Annotated in this window: 22 protein-coding genes and 1 tRNA gene; 14 read left to right on the top strand and 9 right to left on the bottom strand. The window is 54.1% G+C overall.

From position 1 onward, the window contains the following. The first annotated feature begins 39 nt into the window (after positions 1-39). The 4 genes from CA54_RS00345 to CA54_RS00330 all read left to right on the top strand — a co-directional run bounded on the left by CA54_RS00345 (position 40) and on the right by CA54_RS00330 (position 4,685). The gene (locus CA54_RS00345; RefSeq protein WP_146368899.1) at positions 40-1,008 is read left to right on the top strand and encodes an acyl-CoA acyltransferase; all 969 of its coding nucleotides are present in this window, start codon (positions 40-42) and stop codon (positions 1,006-1,008) included. Positions 1,009-1,146: 138 nt separating this feature from the next. After that, a complete protein-coding gene (locus CA54_RS00340) occupies positions 1,147-2,559 on the top strand; it encodes a sialate O-acetylesterase (RefSeq protein WP_146368898.1) in 1,413 nt (470 codons plus the stop codon). A 226-nt stretch (positions 2,560-2,785) separates the two neighbouring features. Then, positions 2,786-4,447, top strand: coding sequence for an SLC5 family protein (locus CA54_RS00335; RefSeq protein WP_146368897.1), 1,662 nt, complete (start codon positions 2,786-2,788; stop codon positions 4,445-4,447). 4 nt (positions 4,448-4,451) lie between these two features. Continuing rightward, positions 4,452-4,685 (top strand): hypothetical protein, encoded by a 234-nt coding sequence (locus tag CA54_RS00330; protein ID WP_146368896.1) that lies wholly within the window; start codon positions 4,452-4,454, stop codon positions 4,683-4,685. Positions 4,686-4,722: 37 nt separating this feature from the next. On the opposite strand, the gene CA54_RS00325 is transcribed toward CA54_RS00330, so the two are convergent. From CA54_RS00325 to CA54_RS00305, 5 genes are all read right to left on the bottom strand, one after another. Beyond that, positions 4,723-5,022, bottom strand: coding sequence for a hypothetical protein (locus CA54_RS00325; protein ID WP_146368895.1), 300 nt, complete (start codon positions 5,020-5,022; stop codon positions 4,723-4,725). Between the two features lie 57 nt (positions 5,023-5,079). Then, positions 5,080-7,491, bottom strand: coding sequence for a hypothetical protein (locus CA54_RS00320; protein ID WP_146368894.1), 2,412 nt, complete (start codon positions 7,489-7,491; stop codon positions 5,080-5,082). A gap of 488 nt (positions 7,492-7,979) precedes the next feature. After that, entirely contained in the window at positions 7,980-8,891 is a 912-nt protein-coding gene (locus CA54_RS00315) for an Lpg1974 family pore-forming outer membrane protein (RefSeq protein ID WP_146368893.1), read from the bottom strand. A 14-nt stretch (positions 8,892-8,905) separates the two neighbouring features. After that, complete coding sequence (locus CA54_RS00310; protein ID WP_146368892.1) at positions 8,906-9,868, bottom strand: Lpg1974 family pore-forming outer membrane protein; 963 nt, start codon at positions 9,866-9,868, stop codon at positions 8,906-8,908. A 14-nt stretch (positions 9,869-9,882) separates the two neighbouring features. Further along, positions 9,883-10,848: an Lpg1974 family pore-forming outer membrane protein gene (locus tag CA54_RS00305; protein ID WP_146368891.1), complete on the bottom strand. Its 966-nt coding sequence runs from the start codon at positions 10,846-10,848 to the stop codon at positions 9,883-9,885. 1,325 nt (positions 10,849-12,173) lie between these two features. Between CA54_RS00305 and CA54_RS00300 the strand changes: the two genes are divergently transcribed. Further along, positions 12,174-12,632 (top strand): Fur family transcriptional regulator, encoded by a 459-nt coding sequence (locus CA54_RS00300; RefSeq protein ID WP_146368890.1) that lies wholly within the window; start codon positions 12,174-12,176, stop codon positions 12,630-12,632. A gap of 47 nt (positions 12,633-12,679) precedes the next feature. Here the strand turns inward: CA54_RS00300 and CA54_RS00295 are convergent, their stop codons facing one another. Both CA54_RS00295 and CA54_RS00290 read right to left on the bottom strand, forming a co-directional pair. Further along, positions 12,680-13,801, bottom strand: a complete 1,122-nt coding sequence (locus CA54_RS00295; protein WP_197532089.1) for a ZIP family metal transporter — start codon at positions 13,799-13,801, stop codon at positions 12,680-12,682. Positions 13,802-13,883: 82 nt separating this feature from the next. Then, positions 13,884-14,168: a hypothetical protein gene (locus CA54_RS00290; RefSeq protein ID WP_146368889.1), complete on the bottom strand. Its 285-nt coding sequence runs from the start codon at positions 14,166-14,168 to the stop codon at positions 13,884-13,886. A 143-nt stretch (positions 14,169-14,311) separates the two neighbouring features. On the opposite strand from CA54_RS00290, the gene CA54_RS00285 reads away from it, so the two are divergent. The 5 genes from CA54_RS00285 to CA54_RS00265 all read left to right on the top strand — a co-directional run bounded on the left by CA54_RS00285 (position 14,312) and on the right by CA54_RS00265 (position 17,294). Then, entirely contained in the window at positions 14,312-15,082 is a 771-nt protein-coding gene (locus tag CA54_RS00285) for a HoxN/HupN/NixA family nickel/cobalt transporter (RefSeq protein WP_146368888.1), read from the top strand. Positions 15,083-15,231: 149 nt separating this feature from the next. Beyond that, positions 15,232-15,540 (top strand): ArsR/SmtB family transcription factor, encoded by a 309-nt coding sequence (locus CA54_RS00280; RefSeq protein ID WP_231962919.1) that lies wholly within the window; start codon positions 15,232-15,234, stop codon positions 15,538-15,540. Between the two features lie 66 nt (positions 15,541-15,606). After that, a complete protein-coding gene (locus tag CA54_RS30120; RefSeq protein ID WP_146368886.1) occupies positions 15,607-15,954 on the top strand; it encodes a hypothetical protein in 348 nt (115 codons plus the stop codon). A 298-nt stretch (positions 15,955-16,252) separates the two neighbouring features. Continuing rightward, the gene (locus CA54_RS00270) at positions 16,253-16,615 is read left to right on the top strand and encodes a hypothetical protein (RefSeq protein ID WP_146368885.1); all 363 of its coding nucleotides are present in this window, start codon (positions 16,253-16,255) and stop codon (positions 16,613-16,615) included. Between the two features lie 205 nt (positions 16,616-16,820). After that, positions 16,821-17,294 carry a Fur family transcriptional regulator gene (locus tag CA54_RS00265; RefSeq protein WP_146368884.1) on the top strand — a complete coding sequence of 158 codons (474 nt, stop codon included), beginning with the start codon at positions 16,821-16,823 and terminating at the stop codon, positions 17,292-17,294. 345 nt (positions 17,295-17,639) lie between these two features. On the opposite strand, the gene CA54_RS00260 is transcribed toward CA54_RS00265, so the two are convergent. Next, positions 17,640-17,724, bottom strand: a tRNA-Ser gene (locus CA54_RS00260). 509 nt (positions 17,725-18,233) lie between these two features. Here CA54_RS00260 and CA54_RS00255 point away from each other — a divergent pair. After that, positions 18,234-19,244, top strand: a complete 1,011-nt coding sequence (locus CA54_RS00255; RefSeq protein ID WP_197532087.1) for a PIG-L deacetylase family protein — start codon at positions 18,234-18,236, stop codon at positions 19,242-19,244. Positions 19,245-19,319: 75 nt separating this feature from the next. Here CA54_RS00255 and CA54_RS00250 read toward each other — a convergent pair whose 3' ends face one another. Then, positions 19,320-20,126 carry a phosphatidylinositol-specific phospholipase C/glycerophosphodiester phosphodiesterase family protein gene (locus CA54_RS00250; RefSeq protein ID WP_146368883.1) on the bottom strand — a complete coding sequence of 269 codons (807 nt, stop codon included), beginning with the start codon at positions 20,124-20,126 and terminating at the stop codon, positions 19,320-19,322. A gap of 189 nt (positions 20,127-20,315) precedes the next feature. Between CA54_RS00250 and CA54_RS00245 the strand changes: the two genes are divergently transcribed. The 3 genes from CA54_RS00245 (at position 20,316) to CA54_RS00235 (ending at position 22,402) form a co-directional block, all read left to right on the top strand. Continuing rightward, positions 20,316-20,540 carry a hypothetical protein gene (locus CA54_RS00245; RefSeq protein ID WP_146368882.1) on the top strand — a complete coding sequence of 75 codons (225 nt, stop codon included), beginning with the start codon at positions 20,316-20,318 and terminating at the stop codon, positions 20,538-20,540. A gap of 171 nt (positions 20,541-20,711) precedes the next feature. Beyond that, positions 20,712-22,040 (top strand): DUF1501 domain-containing protein, encoded by a 1,329-nt coding sequence (locus CA54_RS00240; protein ID WP_146368881.1) that lies wholly within the window; start codon positions 20,712-20,714, stop codon positions 22,038-22,040. A gap of 158 nt (positions 22,041-22,198) precedes the next feature. Further along, a complete protein-coding gene (locus CA54_RS00235) occupies positions 22,199-22,402 on the top strand; it encodes a hypothetical protein (protein WP_146368880.1) in 204 nt (67 codons plus the stop codon). Positions 22,403-22,458: the final 56 nt, after the last annotated feature.

Genomic DNA, 22,458 nt, shown 5'->3' with positions numbered 1-22,458 from the left:
AGATGGGATTGAACAACCAACGAGGCCCAATACCACGTCATGCACGAACTCTTCGCATTTTTATTCTCAGTGACCACGGCGTATGGTTACGCGCTGGCTGCGTGGCCGGTCTTGCGTTTGCGGGGCAGGGTGGTGGTTTCGACGATCACCGGGCTTGCGGTGTTTGTTTGTCCGCTGTTGATTCCGGCGGAGCACGTGATCCTGCGTGCTGCGGTCACGTTTCTCTGCGCGGAGCTGATGTTAAAAATGCTCGATGTTGCGCGGCAGTTTCGCCGTCGCGGCCGAGGCGCTGTTGGCTTCCCCGCATACGCGCGATTCCTGATTCCGTTTCCCGTGTTGTTTGTCATCTTCGGCCGCCGAGAGAATCGCACCCCCTTCCGCGGATCGTGGAGGCTGATGGGGCTCAAGGTTTTGAGCGCCGCCGTGGTAATCTTATTGGGGTTTGCGCTCGTTGACTTTTTTGCACAGTTTTCGATCGTGCGAACCTACTTTCTGGTGGATCACCTCCTGAAGTTGGCCATCTTCGTGCTGACGATCGAAGGCATCTCACGTCTGGTCAATGGATTGGAACGGCTGGCTGGCTTTGACATCCGACCGGTGATTGACCGAGCCTATGTTGCGCAAACCGTTGCCGAATTTTGGTGCCGGTACAACAACCGCGTTCACGCATGGTTCGAGCATAACCTGTTTGGTCCGGTTGTTCGCCACGGTTCACCAGCATGGGGGATCACGCTTTGTTTCTTCGCCAGTGGGGTTTTCCACGAATTGGGTTTCGGTATCGCCACATCACGGTTCGACGGATATCAATTCCTGTTTTTTATGCTGCAAGTACCGGCAGTGTTAATTTCGCGGCCGCTGCACCGCTGGGGGACACGCGGTGGAATTGCGAATAAATTGGCGGCGCACGGCTTCACCGTTGCGTGGATGTCGGCCACATCGATATTCTTTTTTCACAGTGTGAATCGTGTGTTTCCATTTTACTACGCCAGTGAGCCATGGTTGCCCTGAGGGCGACCACGGACCTGGATTTTCCGTTTACCTTCGCAACCTCAAATCCGTCGCGTTAGAATACGGTGTGGAACAATTGATCCAATCCACCCGTCCCCATTTCGTCCAGCCATACGACATCATAAAAAGGAAACCCCTGTGACTCACTCCACTCATCGTTGCCGCTGTTTGTGTCTGTTGTTGTTAGCGATCGTTTTCACCGCACCAGCTGCCGTAAACGCGGACGTCACCGTGCCGCAGTTTTTCGGCAACCATATGGTGTTGCAGCGGGATAAACCGGTGAAGCTGTGGGGGTGGGCGGACAAAGGAGAACATGTCACCGTCGCTTTGGGCGAGGCGCAGCAGGAAACCACGGCCGATGACGATGGCCGGTGGAGTGTTCAGTTTCCCGCGCGGCCTGCGAGCCGGGAGCCGGTGGCAATTACGATTCAGGGCAAAGACTACAGCCTCGCATTCGATGACGTGTTGTTCGGCGATGTTTGGATCTGTTCCGGACAATCAAATATGGAATGGCCGGTCACCCGCACGAATGATGCGGAAAAAGAAATTGCCGCTGCCGATCATCCCACCATGCGATTATTCACTGTCAAACGGTCCAAGCAGGAGACCCCGCAGCGCGACGTGTCGGGATCGTGGGGCGTCTGTTCGCCGGAAACGGTCCCCGGTTTCTCCGCCGTCGGATACTTTTTCGGTCGGCATCTGCAGGAGCATGTCGACGTGCCTATCGGCTTGATCAACAGTTCTTGGGGCGGGACGCCGGCGGAGTATTGGACGCCGACTTCGGCCTTTGAACATGATTCCGAGCTGAAGTTGACCAGCGACAATGAACACGCCAAAAACGTGATGAGCACTCCCAGCGTGCTCTACAACGGAATGATCGCACCTCTTGCGGGGCTGCCGATTCGCGGGGCGATTTGGTATCAGGGCGAATCAAACGTCCCGATGGCCGAACATTATACGAAACTGTTTTCCGGCATGATCAAAGGTTGGCGCCAAGAATTTGGCCAGGGGGAATTCCCGTTTCTGTTCGTGCAGATTGCTCCTTGGGACTATCGGAAAATCGCAGCCTGGCCGGCAGGCGGAGCACCGGTCGTGCGCGAAGCACAGCGAAACACCTTGGCCGTTCCGAAGACAGGCATGGTTGTGACGACCGACATCGGTAACGTCGAGGACATTCACCCCAAGAACAAACAAGAGGTCGGCCGTCGCCTCGGATTAGCGGCGCGGGTGATTGAGTATGGTGAGAAGATTGTCTATTCCGGCCCGATGTTTAAGTCGGTCAAGTTTGACGGGAACAAAGCAATTCTTTCATTCGATCACCTGGGCGGCGGACTGATGGCCAAGGGAGACAAACTGACGCATTTTCAAATCGCCGGGAAAGACGGGGAATTCGTCGATGCGGATGCGGTGATCGAGGGAGATACCGTCGTGGTCAAAAGTGCGGAGGTACCCACGCCACAAGCCGTCCGTTTCGGATTCAGCGACGTCGCAGAACCAAACCTATTTAATAAAGACGGCCTGCCGGCATCACCGTTTCGCACGGACGACTAGCGTTGCCATCTGTGTTGGAGCGACTACCGTGAAAAAAATGCCTCGCGCAAAGACGCAACGCCGCGAAGAAAAAGAAGAGTTGTATTGAATGCGTAACGAAGCGCCGTGGTAATATTTCGTACAGTGGCTATACCAGAAAACGAGGGGCCTGCCCTTTCTTCTCTCTTTCTCTGCGTCTCTGCGCGCAATTCTTTCTTAGTGAACCACAAACAACGAAACTAATCACATGCCGGGACAACTTGCGGGACTCGATTTTGTTGTACTCGCCGCCTACCTGGGCGGAACGTTGTTGCTCGGTTTGTACTTGGGGCGGGGGATTCATACCGGCAAGGACTATTTTCTTGCCGGGCGAAACCTTCCCTGGTGGGTGATCGGTATGTCGCTGGTCGCTTCGGATATTGGGGGTACGGATATAATCGGTGTCGGCGGCGCCGCTTATTCCTACGGCATGGCGGTCGGCAATTTCGAATGGATCGGCTGCATTCCCGCGATGCTGATTGGGGCCTTCGTATTCATTCCCTTCTTTTGGCGATCGGGTGTCTACACGATTCCGGAATTCATGGAGCGCCGCTACAACGCCGCTGTCCGCGCGGCATTGGCATTTTGTTGGCTGGGCTTCATGGCCTGCAACTTGGGAATCATGTTGTTCGCCTCAGCTAAGATGATGAACGGTATGTTGGGGCTGGAGTTTTTGCCCGCTGACTATCAGACCTTGGCCTACATCCTTCTCACCGCTGCCCTAGTCGGCGTTTATACCTATGCCGGCGGATTGGCGGCGGTGGTCTATACCGACACCATTCAATGCGTGGTGATGATCGGCGGCTGCCTGTTGGTGGTGGTGATGGGCATCAACGAATTCGGCGGCTTAGGTCCGCTGCGGGATGCCGTTCGCGAGAACGAAGCTCAAGTGCGACAGGACCAGATTGCCGAGCTCGAAGCGGCGGACCCAATCGACGAGCGGGAGTTGCAGCACTTAAAGAATGCCGATCCCGATCATATCGAACATACGGAATTGATTCTTCCGGTCGATACCCGCAGCCCCTTCCCCTGGCCGGGCATTTTGATCGGTCTGGCGATGGTGCTTTCGCCCGCATACTGGTTCGGCAATCAAGCCATCGTGCAGCGGTCGTTGGGCGCAAAAAGCGAATTCCAAGCCAAGGCGTCTTATGTCTCCGGCGCGCTGCTGAAAAACCTGATTCCGATCATCATTGCTGTGCCGGGCGTGATCGCCTTTGCCAAGTTTCCCGAACTCAAAGACGCCGATACAGCGTTCCCGACGCTGGTGGCCCATTTACTGCCTAGCGGGCTGCGGGGATTGTTCCTGGCTGCGTTTTTAGCGGCACTGATGTCGAGCGTCGATTCCTACCTCAACTCTGCTGCCACAATCATCACCAACGATTTTTATATGCGGTTTTACAAGCCCGACATCAGCGATGAACACGTGTTGAGCGTGGGGCGCGTAGCAACCATCGTGCTGCTCCTCTGGGCGATTGGATTTGCCACGGCGGTTAGCTTCATGGAGGGGTCTGGAATTTATACGATCTTCCAAACGCTGATGGCGTTTTTCCAAGGACCGGCATTGGCAATTTTGTTGTGTGGTGTGTTATGGCGCCGGGCCACCGGCATTGGTGCATTCGTTGGTTTTGTGTCCGGTGTCGTCTTTTCCGTTACGTTGTTCACCTTAAACCAGGAAGCCGTCTACACCGCGCTGGGAATCGAACCGCTATTTCAAATCGCAGATCCGTTTTTGTACTTTTCGGTGTGGGCGTTTTTGGTCTCGCTAACGGTGATCATCATCGTCAGCCTGTGCACCAAGCCAGAACCGGACGAGAAAATCGCCGGCCTAGTCTATCAACGACATCTCCGCGCCGCCGAGAAGAAGGATTAAACCGATGACACCGCTACACCACATCGGCGATTTTCTTCGCGAAGCGCTACTACAGATTCCTCTCCCAGCAGTGCGCGTGCTGTTTGTTGCCTTGCAAGTGGCCTTATTGATCTGGATCCTCACCCTGCCACGAGAAGCCACCAGGCCTCCCGACGGCAGCGGTGGCTGGGCAGCAAACCTCAAAATCTGGGCCGCACTGGCGATTTCCGTGCAGGTATTGGTCTACAGCGTGTTGTGATGCAGGTCGACGAATTGACATGCCGCCATTTTGGGATTCAACGATTTAACGTCACAAATACGGTCAAGGCTTGGCTATTCCACGTAATAAGACCATCGTCATATTCTCCTTCGACGTAGCGATCCGTGGCAATAGAAACCAACTCATCGAACTCCTTGCTTTCGTACTCCTCGAAATGCTGAATCGCTGGATGACACGTCAAGCAATAGCTTCCCAAACAACCGCCTTTAGCATCACTCACGGTCATACGGATTCCTTTTCCCCATTTGAACGAGAGTTCCGAGAAATCCAAAACCTGTCGTTGACCGTTCTTGTCGATGTCTATTTGTCGAGCCATCGTTTGTCGCCATCTACCGCAGCGAGGAATATCGTTTTATATTCTTAATCGCAGTCGTTATTCCTCAACAATAAACCCGTAATACCGTCCCATGTGATACGGCAACAAAAATGACGTGCCGTCGGCCAAGCTTGTCCCGTTGCCGCCCGCATCCAAGTTCCAGACGTCCTTGTTCCAGTGTTCGACAAAATGTTCGTCAATGGGTAAGGTTACGCCGGTCCGCAAGTAGCCTTTGGGATTTTTCCACCAATATTCAAACCAGCCGCCCTCGATGAATTGAATATCTTTGCGATGGCTGTTTTTGTATCCCCAGCGGAAGCGGTCGAGTGGGTAGCGTTTTAAGGTAAACAGCGCATCTTCCAGGCAGGATTGCGGCGTTTTTCGTTGGTAATCCCCGGTCTCGATGGTGTCCCAGCAGGATGCGAAGATATAGTTGAAGAGCGGATTCCGTTCTGCTTCGACCAGCTTCCAATACGGCATCATCGAAATCAGGTAGTGCATCCGTAAATTGGGATCGTCTTCGTAATTGATCAGTCCGTAGTACGCCATGAAGGCCATTTCGTCGTCCGATTGGTTGCCGGTGCCGATGCCCATTTGGCGTTTGGCGACCAGCGCGTTGGCGGCATACTGCTCGTCATCAATCAATTTCATATAGGCTGCTTGGTACTTCTCATCGCCCGTGACGTGCGCGGCCACCTTGAGATATGACAGCACACTCAAGGAGTTCATGCCTCGCAGGCCGGTGGAAAAATCAAGATCGCGATTCAATTCGTCGGGAGTGAAGCGTCCCCATCGCGTCGGTTTTCCATCATGGTCGACCATTTGGAAATCGTGAGCGATCAGATGGTCAGTCACACGGGCCGTTACTTCCTGGACCATTGCCTTTTCTTCATCGGTTTCAGCGACGAGGTCATAATACAGGCCATACAGGAAGTAGTGGCCATCCAATTCGTCGGAGCTAATATCGGTTTTCCAGTACCACTTGCCATCGGCGCTCACCGGCCAACGGGGCACGAGGACTTTCCAGAGTGGATCTTCTTTTTGTTTGCGGAGGTCGTTCTCACGGTTGTCGTGGTCGTTGGGATTGCGGCCGTCGATCGGCAGCACAGTCCGCGCGGGAAAACCGTGCGGGGCAGGGTGCTCGCCCCCTTGGGTGATGTCGCTCAGGAATTTCATTGCCAACATGGCTTTGTTGGCGCGCTCTTTTGCTTTAGGATCCTTCGTTGCCGCGTAAGCAAAGCACTCAGCCGCCCCGTACATCGACGTCCACAGACCGTCGTTGTCGCTGTCGCGTTGCGTGACTTTGGATTTGTCACCCGGTTTGTCCACTCCGACCGACAACACGAATTCATAAGGCGTGCGGCGGTGGTATTTATCGATTTCTTCTTCAAAAAACTTCGCTTTGTCCGCCAACGAGGTTTCGACCCGACGAATGCGTCCGACGCCGCCCGCTGTAGCGAACCACGCGTCTCCATTGGGAGCGACCGCGACGTCGTGAATGTCATCGGAAGGCACCCAACGCTTTCCTTGGCGGTAGGACCATACGCCGTCCAGGTAACGAATCGCACCAATCTTGGTACCGAACCAAGCTCCAGAATTGCCTACCGCTAACGCTGTGAAATCGTCGTAGGGAAGTCCTTCAACTCCGGTAAAGAGTTGCCATTTTCCATCGCTCCGCACACCGGCGCCTTGTGGGCAGGCAAACCACAATTGGTTTTTCTCGTCATAAGCAACGCCGCGAACTTCGATTGGCGCCCAACTATAATTTCCGGCCGCTGGTAGAAGTTTGTTCCACTCCCCTTGCTGGTTGCGCTCGTACAAACCGGTTGATGTTCCGACCGCCAAGTCGCCGTCCGTGCTGACTGAAGTCGCATAGACCGCCGTGTCAGGGGACGCCAAGTTGGCGAATTTTTCAAACGGTCGCACTGTCTGTCCGTCGGCGTAGAATAGGCCCTGTGTGGTCCCCAGTAACAGGCTTTTGCGTCCACCCAACCACAACAGTTCGTCCCCCTCATCCCAATCCGCCGGCAGCGACAACAACTTCGAGATGCGGCCATCTTTATCGTATTGCATGATGGAACCACCCATTTGAAATACGGCTCCGTCCCCCCAAGGCGCGACGCGTGTCACGGCCTGTGCGGCATCGGAGAGGGGATGGAAATCGTTCCCCAACAATCGCGCTAGTCCTTTGTCGGTAGCGGCTAACACTGTTCCGTCTGTTGTGACGGCAACGCTGTCAACCGCGTCAGATGGCAAACCATTTTCTGTATTGTAGAAGCGGCGTTCGTCATTCAGAAACTGACCGACTTTGATGCCGCCCAACCCTTTGTTGCTATTGTGCTCTGCCAACACCGTCGTCGCGGTCGAGACCGCCACAGCACAGACAACGGCCCATCTCAGCAGCCAAGAACTCGATTTTGACTCTGTTTTACGCAGCATTGGCGGGTTGAGCGTGGTGTTTTCGTGCATGGTGTATTGACCTTCTGTAACTACAAGTCGTTTCCAAACCCTCTGACGCTGAACCGTGAGTTTCTGGAACAAGCGTAACCGGGATTTGAAACTGGATTATGCAAAGTGAATGATGACATCTGTTCAAACATGAAGCCCCTTGAAAATAGATTTCAGGGGCTTGGTGAGCAAATGACATAGCGGAGGAAAATGGTTACGAACCCCGGTACCGTTACCGGCACACTGGTTTTCGCGACTTAGGCTATCAGTCCTGGTGACACGGAAAGTACCGGGATTTCAAGCCTTTCAGCCCGCTGGTCACAACGCAGTATACGCCTACGGATATGCCGATGGAAACACTCATCGACATTTTTTTTCTACCCCCCAAAGAGTCCATCCAAGTAATCTGCACTCGGGCATGCTGGAAAATCCCTGAGCGTGCGGTCATTTTGCCGCTTTGTCATGGGATTCATGGGATGGAAAATTCCTTGAGCCTATTCGTCGTCGTATCAAAAGCGATAGCTTGCTTGGACGGTGAGGCCTTGGAGGAGCAGGTCGTTGTTGTGGGGGCCGGTGGCGTCGTCGAAGATCTGGCATTGATTCAGCCAGTCGTTGAGCTCATAGCCGACCGTGGCTGAGCAGCGACGGTAGTTCAGCGTAATGCCGACGATGGCCTGGAAGGCGACGGCGCCGAAGTCGCGACTGGGAACGTCAATGATTTTTGTCGACTGGGCAGCAACGCCGTTTGTGGTGGTCGTGATCGAGGTCACGTCACTGATATTCCAATGCCCTAACAAATAGGCGGCGTAGAAATTGGCAATGCCCTGGATTTGGATGTCGTCCTCTTGCCAAAGAGTGAGCATTGTTTCCACGCCAACCTTGGGACCGATGCCCCAGAAATTGTTTTCGATGTTCTCGACAAGATGTTCCTGGGTAGTCGATCCCGGTCCCCCATATTCGGCTTGCAGGGCGGACTGAAAGGATTGATCAATCCAGCCACCGCGCAGGCCGGTAACGGGCCGGATGGTGAGCGAATCGACAGGCGTGAACCGTTTGCCGATATCCCAGTCGAACATGCTGTAGCGGATTGACGATTTGATTTGTCCCGTTTCAAAATACAGCTGTGGAGCGGGGGGTTGGGCTTGTTTCGCCCCCAAAAAAGCACCCGTTAAATGGCCTGACGCACTATCCGAGGTGTCGACATGAAAATGCGTATAGTAGACCTTGGTGTCCCACTCCCCTTCGATGCCGCCACCGACCCGTAGTCCAGGTGTCCAGTCATAGGTCAGCGTTTCGTAGTCGACGTACTGATTCGAGGGATCTCGATTGGTATTCAGCACCCAGTCGACCGGTTCGGTCGCATGCCAATACAGCATCTCAGCGAAGAGGTGTTCCTCCGCGCGAGCAACCGTTGTCGGCATGAGGCAACCGAGAATTAGAATGAGACAGCAATACCGCATGTGAGACCTTGTAATGTCAGATCGCCGTGCATAGGAAGTTGTTGAAACGTGGTGAGTCGTTGCTGGTTAGCCCACCATTGCAACTCATACCCCGCACGGGCGGTGATATCGACGTTGCCCTGCCAAGCCCATTCGCAGCCCAGAAAATAACGCAGCATCAGCGTCCCCAATTTGGAATCCGATAAGTCGGTCGTGAATGCTCGGTACGAATTCAGCTCGGGTTGGGGATCGGTCCGTTGATAGGTGTCGTGGACGTTCCAGACGCCGTACATAAAGGCGGCGGAAAACGACCCGATGACCCGCAAGTTCTGGCAACGCGGCACATCCCAACGCCCCTCCATGCCAAAACTGGGTCCGATGCCGCGAAAGTCGTGGTCGACATCTTCAGTGGCTGCTAAGAACAGAAAAGGATCGGACCACTGGCTGCGAATCGTTTGCCGAATCACAGCGCCTCTCACGCCCAAGGTGGGATAAAGTCGTAGCGAGTCACTGAGCTGCAATTCGTGGCCGACCTCAAAGTCGAACGTATTGAACGCTAATTCCCAATCGATGGCGGCATTGGTAAACAGATACGCGTCTCCGCTGGCAAAACCGCTGAAGAATTCCGGAATGACGAGTTGGTCCTCCGAGGTGAACGCAGCACGGTCGGAGGTGACGAAATGCGTCCAATACAGCTTAGCGCTCCATGCGGAGTCGTCTGTTTGAAACTCCAAACCAGTGCGGAGGCCTGCGTTCCAATCAAAATCGATTTCGGTGGGCGAGAAGGTGGTCGTCGGGCCGGCCGTGGGGCTGTCACTCCCCGAGACGGCACTGGCCCACACGGAAGAGGTCTCTTCCGAGGCGCGCCACAGCAAAGCGTCGGCGAACGGAGCTACTCCGTCGGCGCGCGCCGTGCAACAGGCGAGGATCACGATCAGAAATGTCGCGTGACGGACCATCAGTGTCGTTTGTCCTAAAAGTTAAGGGACAACTCGAAGACGCCGCCATGTAACGACATCAAGTTGTTGAGGCGACCCATGTTGTAGGAATAAAATTGCATTTGATTCAGCCAAATTTGCGCTTCATATCCCAGTCGCAGGCTGGTGGTGATTTCAGAACCGTATTGGACCCACTCCAGCCCCAACACCCCTCGTGCCATTGTCGCGGCTCCCGTAATAGGATCCGTATTGATGTCGACTACTGCCGGCGTGGGATGTGCGGTCGACGTCGGCCCGTTGTTGCGGTATTGGTCTTTGAATGTCCAGCGTCCATACATGAGCGCGGCAGACGGGCTGGCGAAAATGCGTAGTGAATAGTCCGTTTCGCGTACAATCGGAATCACGGCATTCACGCCCAGTGAAGGGCCGATTCCCCAGAAGTCCTGTTTCAAGTCTTCTTCAGCAGCGGTGAAGAGGTACGTCTGCGAAGACGTGTTGATCGGATTGCTCCAGTTGGAATGGATCGACTGATCGATCATGGCCGACTTCAAACCGAGGAATGGTCGCAACGACAGTGAGTCGCTGATCGCAAATTCTCGCCCCAGTTCGAGGTCGATCGAATCAAACTGAAAGTCCCAGTCGACCGAAGCGTTACTGTAGTAAGGACCGAACGAGGTTCCATCCGGATTGCCGACGTAGAAGTTCCCCAAAAAAGCAGAGTAGACTTCGCCCGTGGCTTGATTGGTTGCATTGGTCCCAAAGTGTGTGTAGGAAACCGACAGGTCAAATTCGCTGTCAGGAGGCTGGTAGGCCGCACCGATACGAATTCCGGCTTTCCATTCAAACGGCGCATCGACCAGCGTGGCGGTTCCAAAGGTCGTCCCAATGCCAAGTGGCGTGATTTCTTGCGCCCAGTTTTCCGCGCTGCCTTCGGTGACTTTCCAAAACAACACCGCAGAGGAAAACGTGATCGTTCCTTCATCGTCCGGAGCAGCACACACGGCGGGACCGCATCCCGGCGGTATCCCATACGGCTGTGCGCTCGGTGGGGATGTGGAGACGGAAAACGCTACCTCACTAGGCCGAAGCTGCGGACCGGTCGTCGGAGGCTGAGCCCAAGCCACCTGCGGAAGGATGAGTAAGATTAGGAACAGAGTCCGCATCGGAGATTCAATTCACACAACGGGTGAGTCGCGATGAGCATCGCGGTTTTGATAGGAGATCTCAAAACAGACGTGAGAGAATCCGGCTGCGCGAACGGCACCCGGCGCCGTGTCTCATAACGGCGTACCTCCGCTATGTGGTCGTTACTTTTTACGTTATCGGCAAACTTTGCGCAATTGATTAAGTCGCCAGCAGAGACTTTCTCTTCATTTGCCCAGAAAACCATAAAAACAGAACGACATTGAGGCCACTCGATTACCCACACATCCACCGGCCGAGTCGTGTGCAGCCGAGGTTCCTGGAGATGGGCAAAATAAAGCAGGGAGCGAAATCACCCGATTGCGGATTCAAACGAGGTATCGCATGGTATTCCCTCGAACTTTGTCCGCAGTCGATGCATGACGCGCGACTTGGCTTTACGCACCGAGTTGGGTTTCATCCCCAATTCTTGGGCTGCAGCCTCGCTGGTCCAGCCTTCGATGGCCGTCAACTGAAACGCTTTCCAGGTTGTCGGTTGGAATTCATTTTCGACCAAATCCAAGCATCGCGCTACAAGTCCGCTCAGCTTTCCGGGGATCTTGGGTTCATCGAATTCGGCCGATTCTACTGCAGGAAATTCCTCTGCTGCTCAGGGAAAGACGAGCTAATGGAGGAGGCTCAAATATGGGCGTTGGGTGATGTCATTAAGAAGCAGCCGTCACTTAGCGAGTTCATGAATGTTACGGTTGGGACAAGGCTTGTTCGTTCTAGCGATTCTTCGCCGTGGAACGTTCAAGTTTTGAATACGGTAGTTTCATGAGTGTCACTAAGCTTGACGACTTGCCCCAACCGATGCAGCTTCGAGCACTGCTATTTGTTACCGCCAGCGGCAACTAGGCTCCGCATGTGCCAATAGGCAAAACACCTGTCGAACAGTGCTTCGCATTTGCCAGCAGCAACATCCTTTTATTGTTCCCCATCTCAGGTCTGTTGTGCCTAAACTCTTGTCAGAATTTACCTTGCGTCTGGCGGTTGTTTCCCGTTTCACAGCCCGCATAGAGACCGGTCCATATCTGCAATTCGCATGCAGATATGGACGGTAGTAGGTCGTTCTGCTAAAATTACTACAACGCTGGGGTTCACAAAAGGTTCAAACGGTCACCTCCAATCAATAAGGCTTCCAATGGTCGGACATACACGCCGTGTTGACGCGAATGAAGTTGAGGAAATCCGCCAATTGCTTCGGGATCGGGCAGTCCGCGCCACTCCAGCACGGATCGCGGTCCTGCAAGAGTTGCGGAGTGCGACATCGCCATTGACTCATGCTGATCTTGCGGAAAAGCTGGTGCCGCTTGGATTTGACAAAGCGACGGTGTTTCGCAATCTAGCCGATTTGACCGACGCAGATCTTATCATGCGAACGGAATTGGGCGATCACGTTTGGCGATTTGAAGTCTTGGATCCCAATAATCCCAATAGCGACAAACACCCGCACTTTGTGTGTGTCGAATGCGGTGACGTTCGGTGTCTAGGAGATATGACATTCACGGCCAGTTCTCAGCGACGTGCCAAAGGCATTGGTCGGATCACTGAGATTCTGATCAAGGGACACTGCAAAAACTGCGACACCGCAGCGATCTGAGGAAGCGAAGGAGGCGATGTCTCTGCGTTTCTCATTCTCAGCCATTCTCAATGGTGCAAATGTGCCGGTTCGAGAAACTGAATCGCCCAGGCCAAGCCGATTCCTAATAGCAAAGCGGTGCTTAAGCGAATGCGATTGTGCGAGTGAAACTCCATCTCCGGAAGTAAGTCGGACAGCGCAATGCAGATAAAGACCCCCGCGGAAAATGCCAAGGTGATTCCGACGATCAAGTGTCCCCCTTGGCTCATCTGACCGACCCCGAACAGGAACGCCGCTGCGCCGATTGGGCAAAGTGTCGCATAACCCAGGTTCGCGATCCAGCAGGCTTTCGTCGACTTGCCGGCATTGATCATTAACGTGGTGATTGACAGAGAGTCTAGCGGTTTGTGCAGAGCGATGGCCAGAAAAACGCCCACACCAGCGAACGCCGAGACTCCGTGCTGGGACTCTGCCTGCATGGTCGCCCCCAATGCCACGCCATCCAGTAGCGTGTGTACCGCTAGGCCGAAGAAGATGCCGATCCAGTTCCATCGACTTTGAGGGGCATGATCGTGGTCGCAGTGTGACCCCTGTGAGTGATTGTGATCGTCGTTTTTGTCTTCGGCGAAATCACCTGCAAGCGGGCTATTTGTCTGGCCGTCAATCTCTGGCTGATGATGATGTACGTGGAACGCCCGCAGCAAAAAGAACATCATCAAAATTCCTGCCATGGACCACTTTGTGGCAACATCGACTCCCTGAGGCCCAATTTCATGTATGGCGTGAGGTAGCAGGTGAAGTAGGCCGATCCCTAAAATCAGCCCGCCGACGGTGCTCATCACCAGTTGAAATTGCAGATGCGAAATATGAATGCGACTGGGCAACCATCCGCCGAATAGAGATGCGATTGCAATCAGGATGGAATAAATCCCGAGCATGCCCCACTGAATGGCGGCTGGTTCACTCGATTCTTGGTCAGCATTTCCATCGAGTGCCGAATGATGATCATGGGAATGCTCATGCTGATGGTCGTGGTCGTGACCATGGTCGTGGGCATGATGGTCGGCTGGCTGTTGTGTCTTTCCCAGCGTCCCGGATTCCGCTTGCGCCCAGATGTTGCCAGCAAGGCACGCGAGGCTGGTGACGAGGACTGCGCCAACAACGATCGACCGAAGTGTCATTCTGTTCATTGGGGGTCCTTAAAGACCTTGCGTTCTATGCGTTGCTTTTTCATTGACTATCCAGTTGCTGATCAATTGTAGATAGCGCCATTCACTGGATGCAATGAAGACGCACCTTCGTAATTCCGCCGCGAAGCGCCCCGATGGCCGTCAACACGTTGCGGCTTTGGCGAATTCCCTCACATACAACGGCAATTTCTTCACTGTTAAAACTGAGCCCTTCCTCGTGAACCAAATGGCGACTCCTCCCGGCTTTCAAGCATGTGTTATGTGGTTGCATGGTGTGTGCAGTAGCCATTGCTGCGGATTTCTGTCGAATTGAAACAAATTGCAGGAATTTGTTCAGCGCGAGGCGATTTTGTCGCGTATTAAGCATGGCATTGTCCTGCAAAGTGCTTGCGTCTGGGTCCCCAGTAGGGTGGAATGGATGTTGCAGGCGTGCTCTCGGTTCCCCCCTCGATCTCGACCACCTCTTAATCTCGAAGTTAATCTCGACGCAGTAATTGAGGCTATTCATCAATGCACAATCATGCGCATGACGTGACTCTTGGGCTGGCCTTCCTGTTGGGGGCGTTTCACGCACTGGAACCGGGCCACGGAAAAACCGCGATGTTTGTGTACTTGCTGGGGGGGCGGCGCAGTCCCTGGCATCCATTTGTCATGGGGATTTCCACAGCGTTTTCGCATTCCATGTCACTGTTTGCCATCGCATTTGCCGTGCATCTTGCTCATCATGTGGTGACTGGGGACCATCATCACGAGGATCAGATTTCAGCAATTCTGCCGTGGATCAGCGCGATTCTGGTCGTCGCTGTCGGTTGTTATCTCGTCTGGCAAGCGTATCGCGGTAAACAGGTTCGATGCTGTGGGCATCACCATCATTCCGATGACCATCAACATGACTGTACGTCCGAATCGAGTCTGGTCCAGTTGGGATCGGAATCCCCTAAAGCATTGAAACAGGAGCAGTCGGCACCGCGAACGAGCTACAAGACAACCGCTCTGCTGGGAATGGCCGTTGGTTTACTTCCCTGTCCCTCGGCACTTGCGGCCTATTTTACCGGCTTATCTACAGGCTCGCCGGTGGCTGCCTACATGATCATTGCGTTGTTCGCCGCTGGTATCGCATCTTCTCTGACGCTCGTGGGGCTGTTGCTGCAACTATTCGGTGACCGCCTTGGAAACCGCGTCTCGGCAGCTTCTCGGATTCCATGGGCACACGTGCGGGCGTTTTTAATCCTCGGGATGGGGGCCTTTTATACGGTCCGCCTCGTGGTTTCCAGCACGTAACAGCAGCCATTTCCCAGCGACGCATTGCTGATTTACCGGCTTTTCCGGAATTCACCTTGACCGAATCGAAATCCAGGACTATCATACACTTGTTCAAATGATGAAGTGTGTAAGTGATGAATGATAGCTGTAACGATAATGATCATCAGGTGAGTGTTCAACTTGCACTCGATGAAGCTGTGTGCGCTCGTGCGGCGGGGATATTTCGCGCACTGGGCGATCCTGGACGGCTGAAAGTGCTCACGATGTTGTCGAAGCAGGAAATGTGCGTCACGGAAATTGCGATCTCGTTGGACGAGCAAATGACCACCATTTCTCAACGACTCAAACTCCTCAAAAGCGAACGGTTGGTGAGGAGTCGCCGTGACGGCAAACACCTGTTTTATTCCTTAACAGACAACCACGTATTACGCTTGGTTTCCAATGCAATTGACCATGCACAGGAACCGGACGATTAACCAGCGACAGTTCACGTAGCATATTGTCGCGTTACCGCCTCATGGCAAAGAAATCAAGGAGAATTGATGGCAACTTCACATGAGAACCACGATCATCAACACGGTGCCGGATGCGGGCATACCGCTGTAGAACATGACGGCCACACAGACTACCTGCATGATGGCCACCTGCATCACCAGCAACAGGATGGCAAAGTCGTTGAACACGTCCTGGAAGTAAGTGATGCCAATCCCGCGGACTGCACACCAGACCACAAGTGCAGCGGACATGAGAGCGGTCACGTTCATGGCGCCGGCTGCGGACACGAAGCGGTTCCGCATGGCGACCATGTGGATTATCTCGTTGATGGCCACCTGCATCACCCGCATGGCGACCATTGTGACGATCATGGACAGGTAAACATTACGAGCTAAAGCCTTCCGGGGCCGCACCCAGGGTCAATGATTCAAAGCCGCGCTCACCGTGAGCGCGGCTTTGGCGATATCGTGTGTTCTCGGTCCGGTCGATTTGCTGGAATGTGTCGATCAGTAGGCATTTCATTCCAGTCGCCGTCTCCGCCGAAGCGCTTGCACTCCTTTCGCAATGAAATGCTAACGCATACTGTATGTACATGCATTTTTATCGCTTTAATGTGGCGAGGATTGCGTTGTCGACTCGCCCATCGTAAACTACATGCATATCAATTGCATAAACACAAGAGAGGAAGGCACCATGCAGAAGGCTAAGTCTAAGCACTCGCGTTGCAAAAGTGCTGGGCAAGCCTTACTTGAATTTCCCTTTGTTGCGTTCGTTTTAACACTCCAACTCGGTGCGATGTTGATCCTCGGCTTTATGTTTATTCCTGCCAAGGTGCTCCAGGTCAGTGGACTGTATCAGCAGGCGGCCGATCACAAGGAAGAAGCGACAGACCTGAGAAGCGCTTTCTACTTGCCGGTGACCCGGGACATGATAGCACAGCAGAAGATGGTGCGTTTCTCGTGCCGCAGCGACGGACAGACTCAGAATTCAGCCCGGCATCTGCTATTGATCGCATTGGCTCAAAAAATGCATCCGCGAAATGGTCGATGCCCTTAGCGAAGTGCCGACGAAGGACCTATCAGCGTTGCTTGAACTTTGCGGTTCCCAATCTGAGCCACTCCTTGCTCCCGCTCTAAGGCGAACCATGCCATGACATGCGCGGGGGCTGCATTCGAAATTCATCGGAACTGCTGCCGATAATGAACAAATTCACCAGAGCACCGGTCGCACCCGTTGTGAATTCCTAATACTGAGATCCGGCATGACGGCTGAAAAAAAACGTATCAGTGTTGAAGACGCAAGCGATCTGCTGAAGAGAGTCGGTTTACGCAAGACCTTTACACGAATCAACGTCCTGCAATGCCTCGCGCTACAGACCATACCCATCACTCACGCAAAGGTGACCGAACAATTGTCACCATTGGGGTTTGACGCATCGACGGTGTTTCGTGGGCTGTCCGATCTCGTCGATGCAGCGATCGTAGCTCGCCTTGATGTCGGGGATCGGATCTGGCGATTTGAGCTACGCGATGAAATTCCTTCATCAAACACACTGCAACGGTTTCACCCCCACATATTATGCCGGATTTGCGAGCGTATCGAATGCCTGGATATGCAACATCATTGTGCGGAAGAAAATCCGTTGACAGATTGGCATATTGAAGAAGTCTTCTTTCGAGGTATTTGTGCCGATTGCTTGTCAATCGAGCTTGGTCATCCGACAAGGAAACAATGAGATAACCGAATTTGGATGGAAGGCGATCAAAGCTTCCCCGTCGAGGAATTGTATGAGCCAAGGGTTGTCGGCCCCCCCTATGCATGCCGCCCTACAATACCTCTTCCGATCGCTCGAAAGATTTAGACCTGTCCCCCGGGGCAGGCCAGGAGGGCGTTCGACATTGCTGCGTGCAACCGCTGGGAAGACATGGTTTCACGGCATCAGCCGTTCAGAAGTTGTATGCCACATCCAAAGATGACCGCTTGCGACCGTTCTTCGTGCAGTGTGCTGAAGATATCGCAAACCCCGTTGGGAACGGGGTGGGGGAGCATATCGTGGGGTTGCCAAAGGAGATAGGAAAAGCGGAGAGAGGGGGATTCGAACCCCCGGTACCTTGCGGCACACCGGTTTTCGAGACCGGCACGTTCGACCACTCCGTCATCTCTCCGAGGACCAGGACGCCGATTTTGGACGGTGCCCTGCGAACGTGTATCGTTTTGACGTTTATAGCGTGTTGCAGGTTCAGACGAAAGGCAAAAACGGCCCATCTCTTTGGCAGAAATGGGCTTATCGTGGGGCTCCGCACCGTCAGTCTCGGCGGAAATCCTGATTCCGCCCGATGCAATCAGGCGAAAAAACCGCCGGCGCGCGGGAGTCGGCGGTTGGAAATTCTTGGGCTTTGCCTTTCAGGCGGCCTGCTGCCGCGGGTGTTGCAATCGACTTCCGATCCACTCTAAACCGTCGAATGCCCGGGGGTTTATTCCCGGGATTCGTCCTTTCCCCCGACCGCTACATTGCACGAACAGCCGACGGTTCCCACAATGAAATGCATTCGGTCGCAAACGGCCGATCATGCAGCAATTCATTTTATCCGTGTTTCGTCCGTGCGAATCTGTGGCTGAAAAACTACGTGCAGCACAGCGCACTTGATCAATGAGTACCAACGGAGACCTCAACATGCGGCAATCTTCCGCGATGACATTTGTCTTGACCATTTTTTTCCTGGGGCTGCTCTGTGGTCGTGTCTGGAACGATGCACCGAAGGCATTTGCTGAAAATGCAGCAGCGGCAAAGGAGACGCAAAAATCTGTAAAGGACAACGTCAAACAGAATGCAAAGCCTGTACCCGCAGAGGATGGCAAGTTGCGGATCATCTGCTTTGGCGCGCATCCCGATGATTGTGAAATCAAAGCGGGCGGCGTCGCGGCGCTTTGGTCGCAACAGGGGCATCATGTCAAATTCGTCGCGCTGACCAACGGCGACATTGGCCACTGGAAAATGGCAGGAGGCCCCTTAGCACAGCGACGCAATGCCGAAGTGCAACACGCGGCCGATCTGTTGGGGATCACGACCGAAGTGCTCGATATTCACGACGGCGAACTGATGCCCACCTTGGAAAATCGCCGCAAGGTGACGCGGCTGATTCGCGATTGGAAAGCGGACATCGTGATGGGCCCGCGGACGAACGACTATCACCCGGACCATCGCTACACCGGGGTGCTCGTCCAAGACGCGGCCTATATGGTGGCGGTCCCGTTTTTCTGTCCCGATGCGGAACCATTGGCAAAGAACCCGGTGTTTTTATACTACCCAGATCGTTTCAAAAAACCGTATCCGTTTCAGGCGGACATAGCGGTCGGCATCGATTCGGTCATGAACCGCAAGGTGCAAGCATTGGTCGACATGGAGTCGCAATTCGTCGAAGGGGGCGCACTCGGATCGGCCGATTTGATCGCTGGCGGAGAGGAGCAACGCCAAAAACGTCGCCGCAAAGTCCAGGACGCTTTCGAAGCCCGCGACCGAAAAACAGCCAAGGCTTATACAGCTGAATTAGACAAATGGTACGGGCAGCGTGCGACACCTTTGGAATATGCCGAAGCCTTCGAAATCTGCGAATACGGCCATCAACCGACACCGGAGGAATTACGCAAGCTGTTTCCGTTTTTCCCGGAAGCGAAAGCACCGTGATGTGGTTTGGTACTGTGGCTAAAACCTGCGAACTGAATCTTCAACGTTCTACCCAGAAAGGCGCGTCGCTACACACTATTTTTGTTCAGGTTGTTTGAGCAAGAAGGTTTGTAGGCCGGCGAGATCGTCGGTGTTGATGTGATCGACGCCGGCGTCGAATAGCAGTTGCCAGACTTGCGGGTTTTCGGGGGTCGCCCAAAACCGGACCGTTCGACCGGCGGTGTGCGCTTTTTTTACGATCGTGTCGAACTTTTGTTTCTCCGCTGCGGGGATGTCCCCTTTACCTTGCCAACGAAAGTGCGCGCCCCAGCGGTCGCTGATCATCGGCATCAAATGTGCCGGTGCTTTGGAATCCAAATCGGATAACCGTCCGTCGATTCCCGCGTGTCGCATCTTGTCGGCGGCGATCACTTTCTGTGGGCGATCGCCGCTGATCACAATCGTCACCGCTCCACGCTGAATCTGATCGTCGGTGATGGACGTTAACATCGGCGCGTATTTCTTGAGCAGGTTCCGCAAAGCGGCGTAGGTGCGTTTGCCGTCGTTTTTGAAGTCGATCAGCAATGTGAATTCCGGCCCGTCGCGATAAACCCGGCCGCCGTTGTTTTTGATGCGTTCTTTGAGCGGTGTAAGATACAACTTTTCCAACGTCCGCTCCGCTTTGAGTTCATCGCGGGAATGCCCGACAAGCAACTCGCCGTCCACGAGAAACACATCTGCCTCGACGCTGCAAAATCCATGCTTGAGTGCATCCCCCAACGGGACGTCGTGATGATAATCGTTGTGGGCATGCGCTTGGGGGAGCGGCGTGACCTGGTCCGCCGCCGCAGCACAATCGGCCCCAAGCAGCAACAGGCAGGAAAAAAATGCGATGCGAAACATGGCGGTCCGTCTGGAAAAAATTAGGGTTTGTAATCAGAAAGGCTTGGAGAGTTGAGCATACCAAACCCGCTGAGGCTCAACTAGCAAATTCGTCAGCGATTCCTGTAACAAAGCGTCCGTTTTTGCGCTTGTGAAAATTAGGTGGAGACGCACTTTCTACGCACAAACACAAAACAGGATGGGCGAACGATGGCACTTTTACGGTTTCTAGGGCAATGGCTGGTGATCGGCGTCTTGTGTCTGGTCGTGATCGGTATTCCGCTGCTGCGATTGGCCATTCATACCTATCAGGCCATCGTCACCAAAAGTTGGCTTTCGCTGGGGTTCTGCGTGGTGCTGATACTGTTTTTTGCGTGGATTCTCGTCACCAGTTGGCTGAATGTTACAACCAAGAATAATCACGTTGGGAAGTAACGGGGATCCTGCGTTGGCAATCAACTGTTGTTCCGTGGCGTGCATACGTGGTATGCTATTTGCGTTGACGGTTGAGACCTGAGTACGCCCTCATTGGTACTGCGGCTAAATCGCCCAATCACTCCGAGGGAGTGCCATTTCTTCGACAGCCTGCCTAGTCTAGGGGGGGAGATGTTCGATATTCGGGGATGTACGTTTCGCAACTGCGACCGGGTCTCTCGCCGTGATGTGCTGAAAGTGGGCATGTTGGCGGCGGGTGGATTGACCCTGCCGGACCTGTTGCGCCGCAAAGCCGAGGCGACCCGCGCCGGAAAAAACGTGCAGCAGACTGCCGTGATCCAAATCTTCTGCGGCGGCGGCCCCAGTCATATCGACATGTACGACATGAAGCCGCACGCGCCGGCCGAGATTCGGGGTGAATTTCAAGAGATCTCCACGAACGTCGCCGGTTGTCGCATCAGCGATCAACTGCCGCTCCAAGCCCGCGTGATGGACAAATTCGCCATCGTGCGTTCGGTCGCTCATTCGACTCCGGCGCATGGAATCGCCTCGCAATGGATCCTAACCGGCCACAATCCCGGCCGTGTTACGAACGATAATATCTTCCCAGCCTGTGGATCGATCGTTGCCAAAATGCGCGGCGCCAATCAGCCAGGCCTGCCCGCCTATATGGCGGTACCGCGGAAGGTTTCGTTCGGCAATGCGGCGTATTTGGGCGCCGCCTACAATCCATTCACAACTGAAAAAGATCCCGTGGCTAAGGATTTCCAAGTCAAGAATCTCCAACCCGTGACGGGCATGACGCTCAATCGACTGGGGAATCGTCGACAACTACTCGCGGGCCTCGATACGATGCGGCGCGACGTCGATCTGCATGGCGACTTGCAGGGGATGGATGCGTTTTATCGTGATGCCGTTGGTATGATCACTAGTGACAAAGCCGCCAAGGCGTTTGATATTCATAGCGAAGATCCCAAGCTGCGCGCCAAATACGGGCACACGTTCATCGGGCAGAATTGCCTACTAGCGCGGCGGTTGGTGGAAGCAGGCGTGTCATATGTGACCTGCCTGTCCGGCGGTGGTTGGGATACGCACGCAAACAACTTCGCAAGGCTGAAAAAAGAGACGCTTCCGCGCTACGACCGGGCGATTGCCGCACTGGTCGACGACATCTATGAGCGGGGGTTGGACAAGCAAGTGTTGGTGATGGTCTTCGGCGAGTTCGGCCGCACACCGCGGGTGAACAAAGATGCTGGCCGCGATCACTGGCCGGGGGCGATGTCGATGTTGCTATCCGGTGGCGGTTTAAAAGTTGGACAGATGATTGGCAAGACCGACTCAAACGCTGCCTATCCGATCAGCAAGCCGTACACCCCTGGCAACCTGCTCTCAACGATGTATAGAGTGATGGGTATCGACGACGAACATCATTTCTACGATGCCAGTAATCGCCCCATTCCTATTTTGGGAGACGGCGGGCCGATTCCTGAATTATTGTAGCTACAACACGGCCGATGTTTACCAGGGATTCTACAGCCCAATTAAGCCAGATTATTTTTGCATTCCACCGGCGAATCTGCGATGCTTTCCGATGTTCGCCGGGATTTGAACCGGTGAGTCTTCTTTAGACCAGTGCTTGGAATCAAGGAGATGTGATTATGAAATTGTTTGGAATGATCGCGGCGATCATGGCGGTGACGGGAATTTCAGTAGGCGCAATCAATACATCATCGGTGAACGATCCAGCGGTCGGGAGTTCCATCGCACCGGTGAGCGAGGTCGACTTCGAAGACGACTACGAACACTCGGAGGAAAAGTTGACCGGCGGTTGCGGTGAGAGTGCCCACAGATTCAATGATTGAAGTTCTGACCACTCGCGCCTAGAAAAGGCGCAGCAGGTAACGACTTCGGATTGCGA

Origin of the sequence: Symmachiella macrocystis (assembly GCF_007860075.1) — a bacterium.
GTDB lineage: Bacteria > Planctomycetota > Planctomycetia > Planctomycetales > Planctomycetaceae > Symmachiella > Symmachiella macrocystis.
The sequence above is the reverse complement of the archived record's forward strand: the minus strand, read 5'-3'. Positions and strand labels throughout refer to the sequence as shown.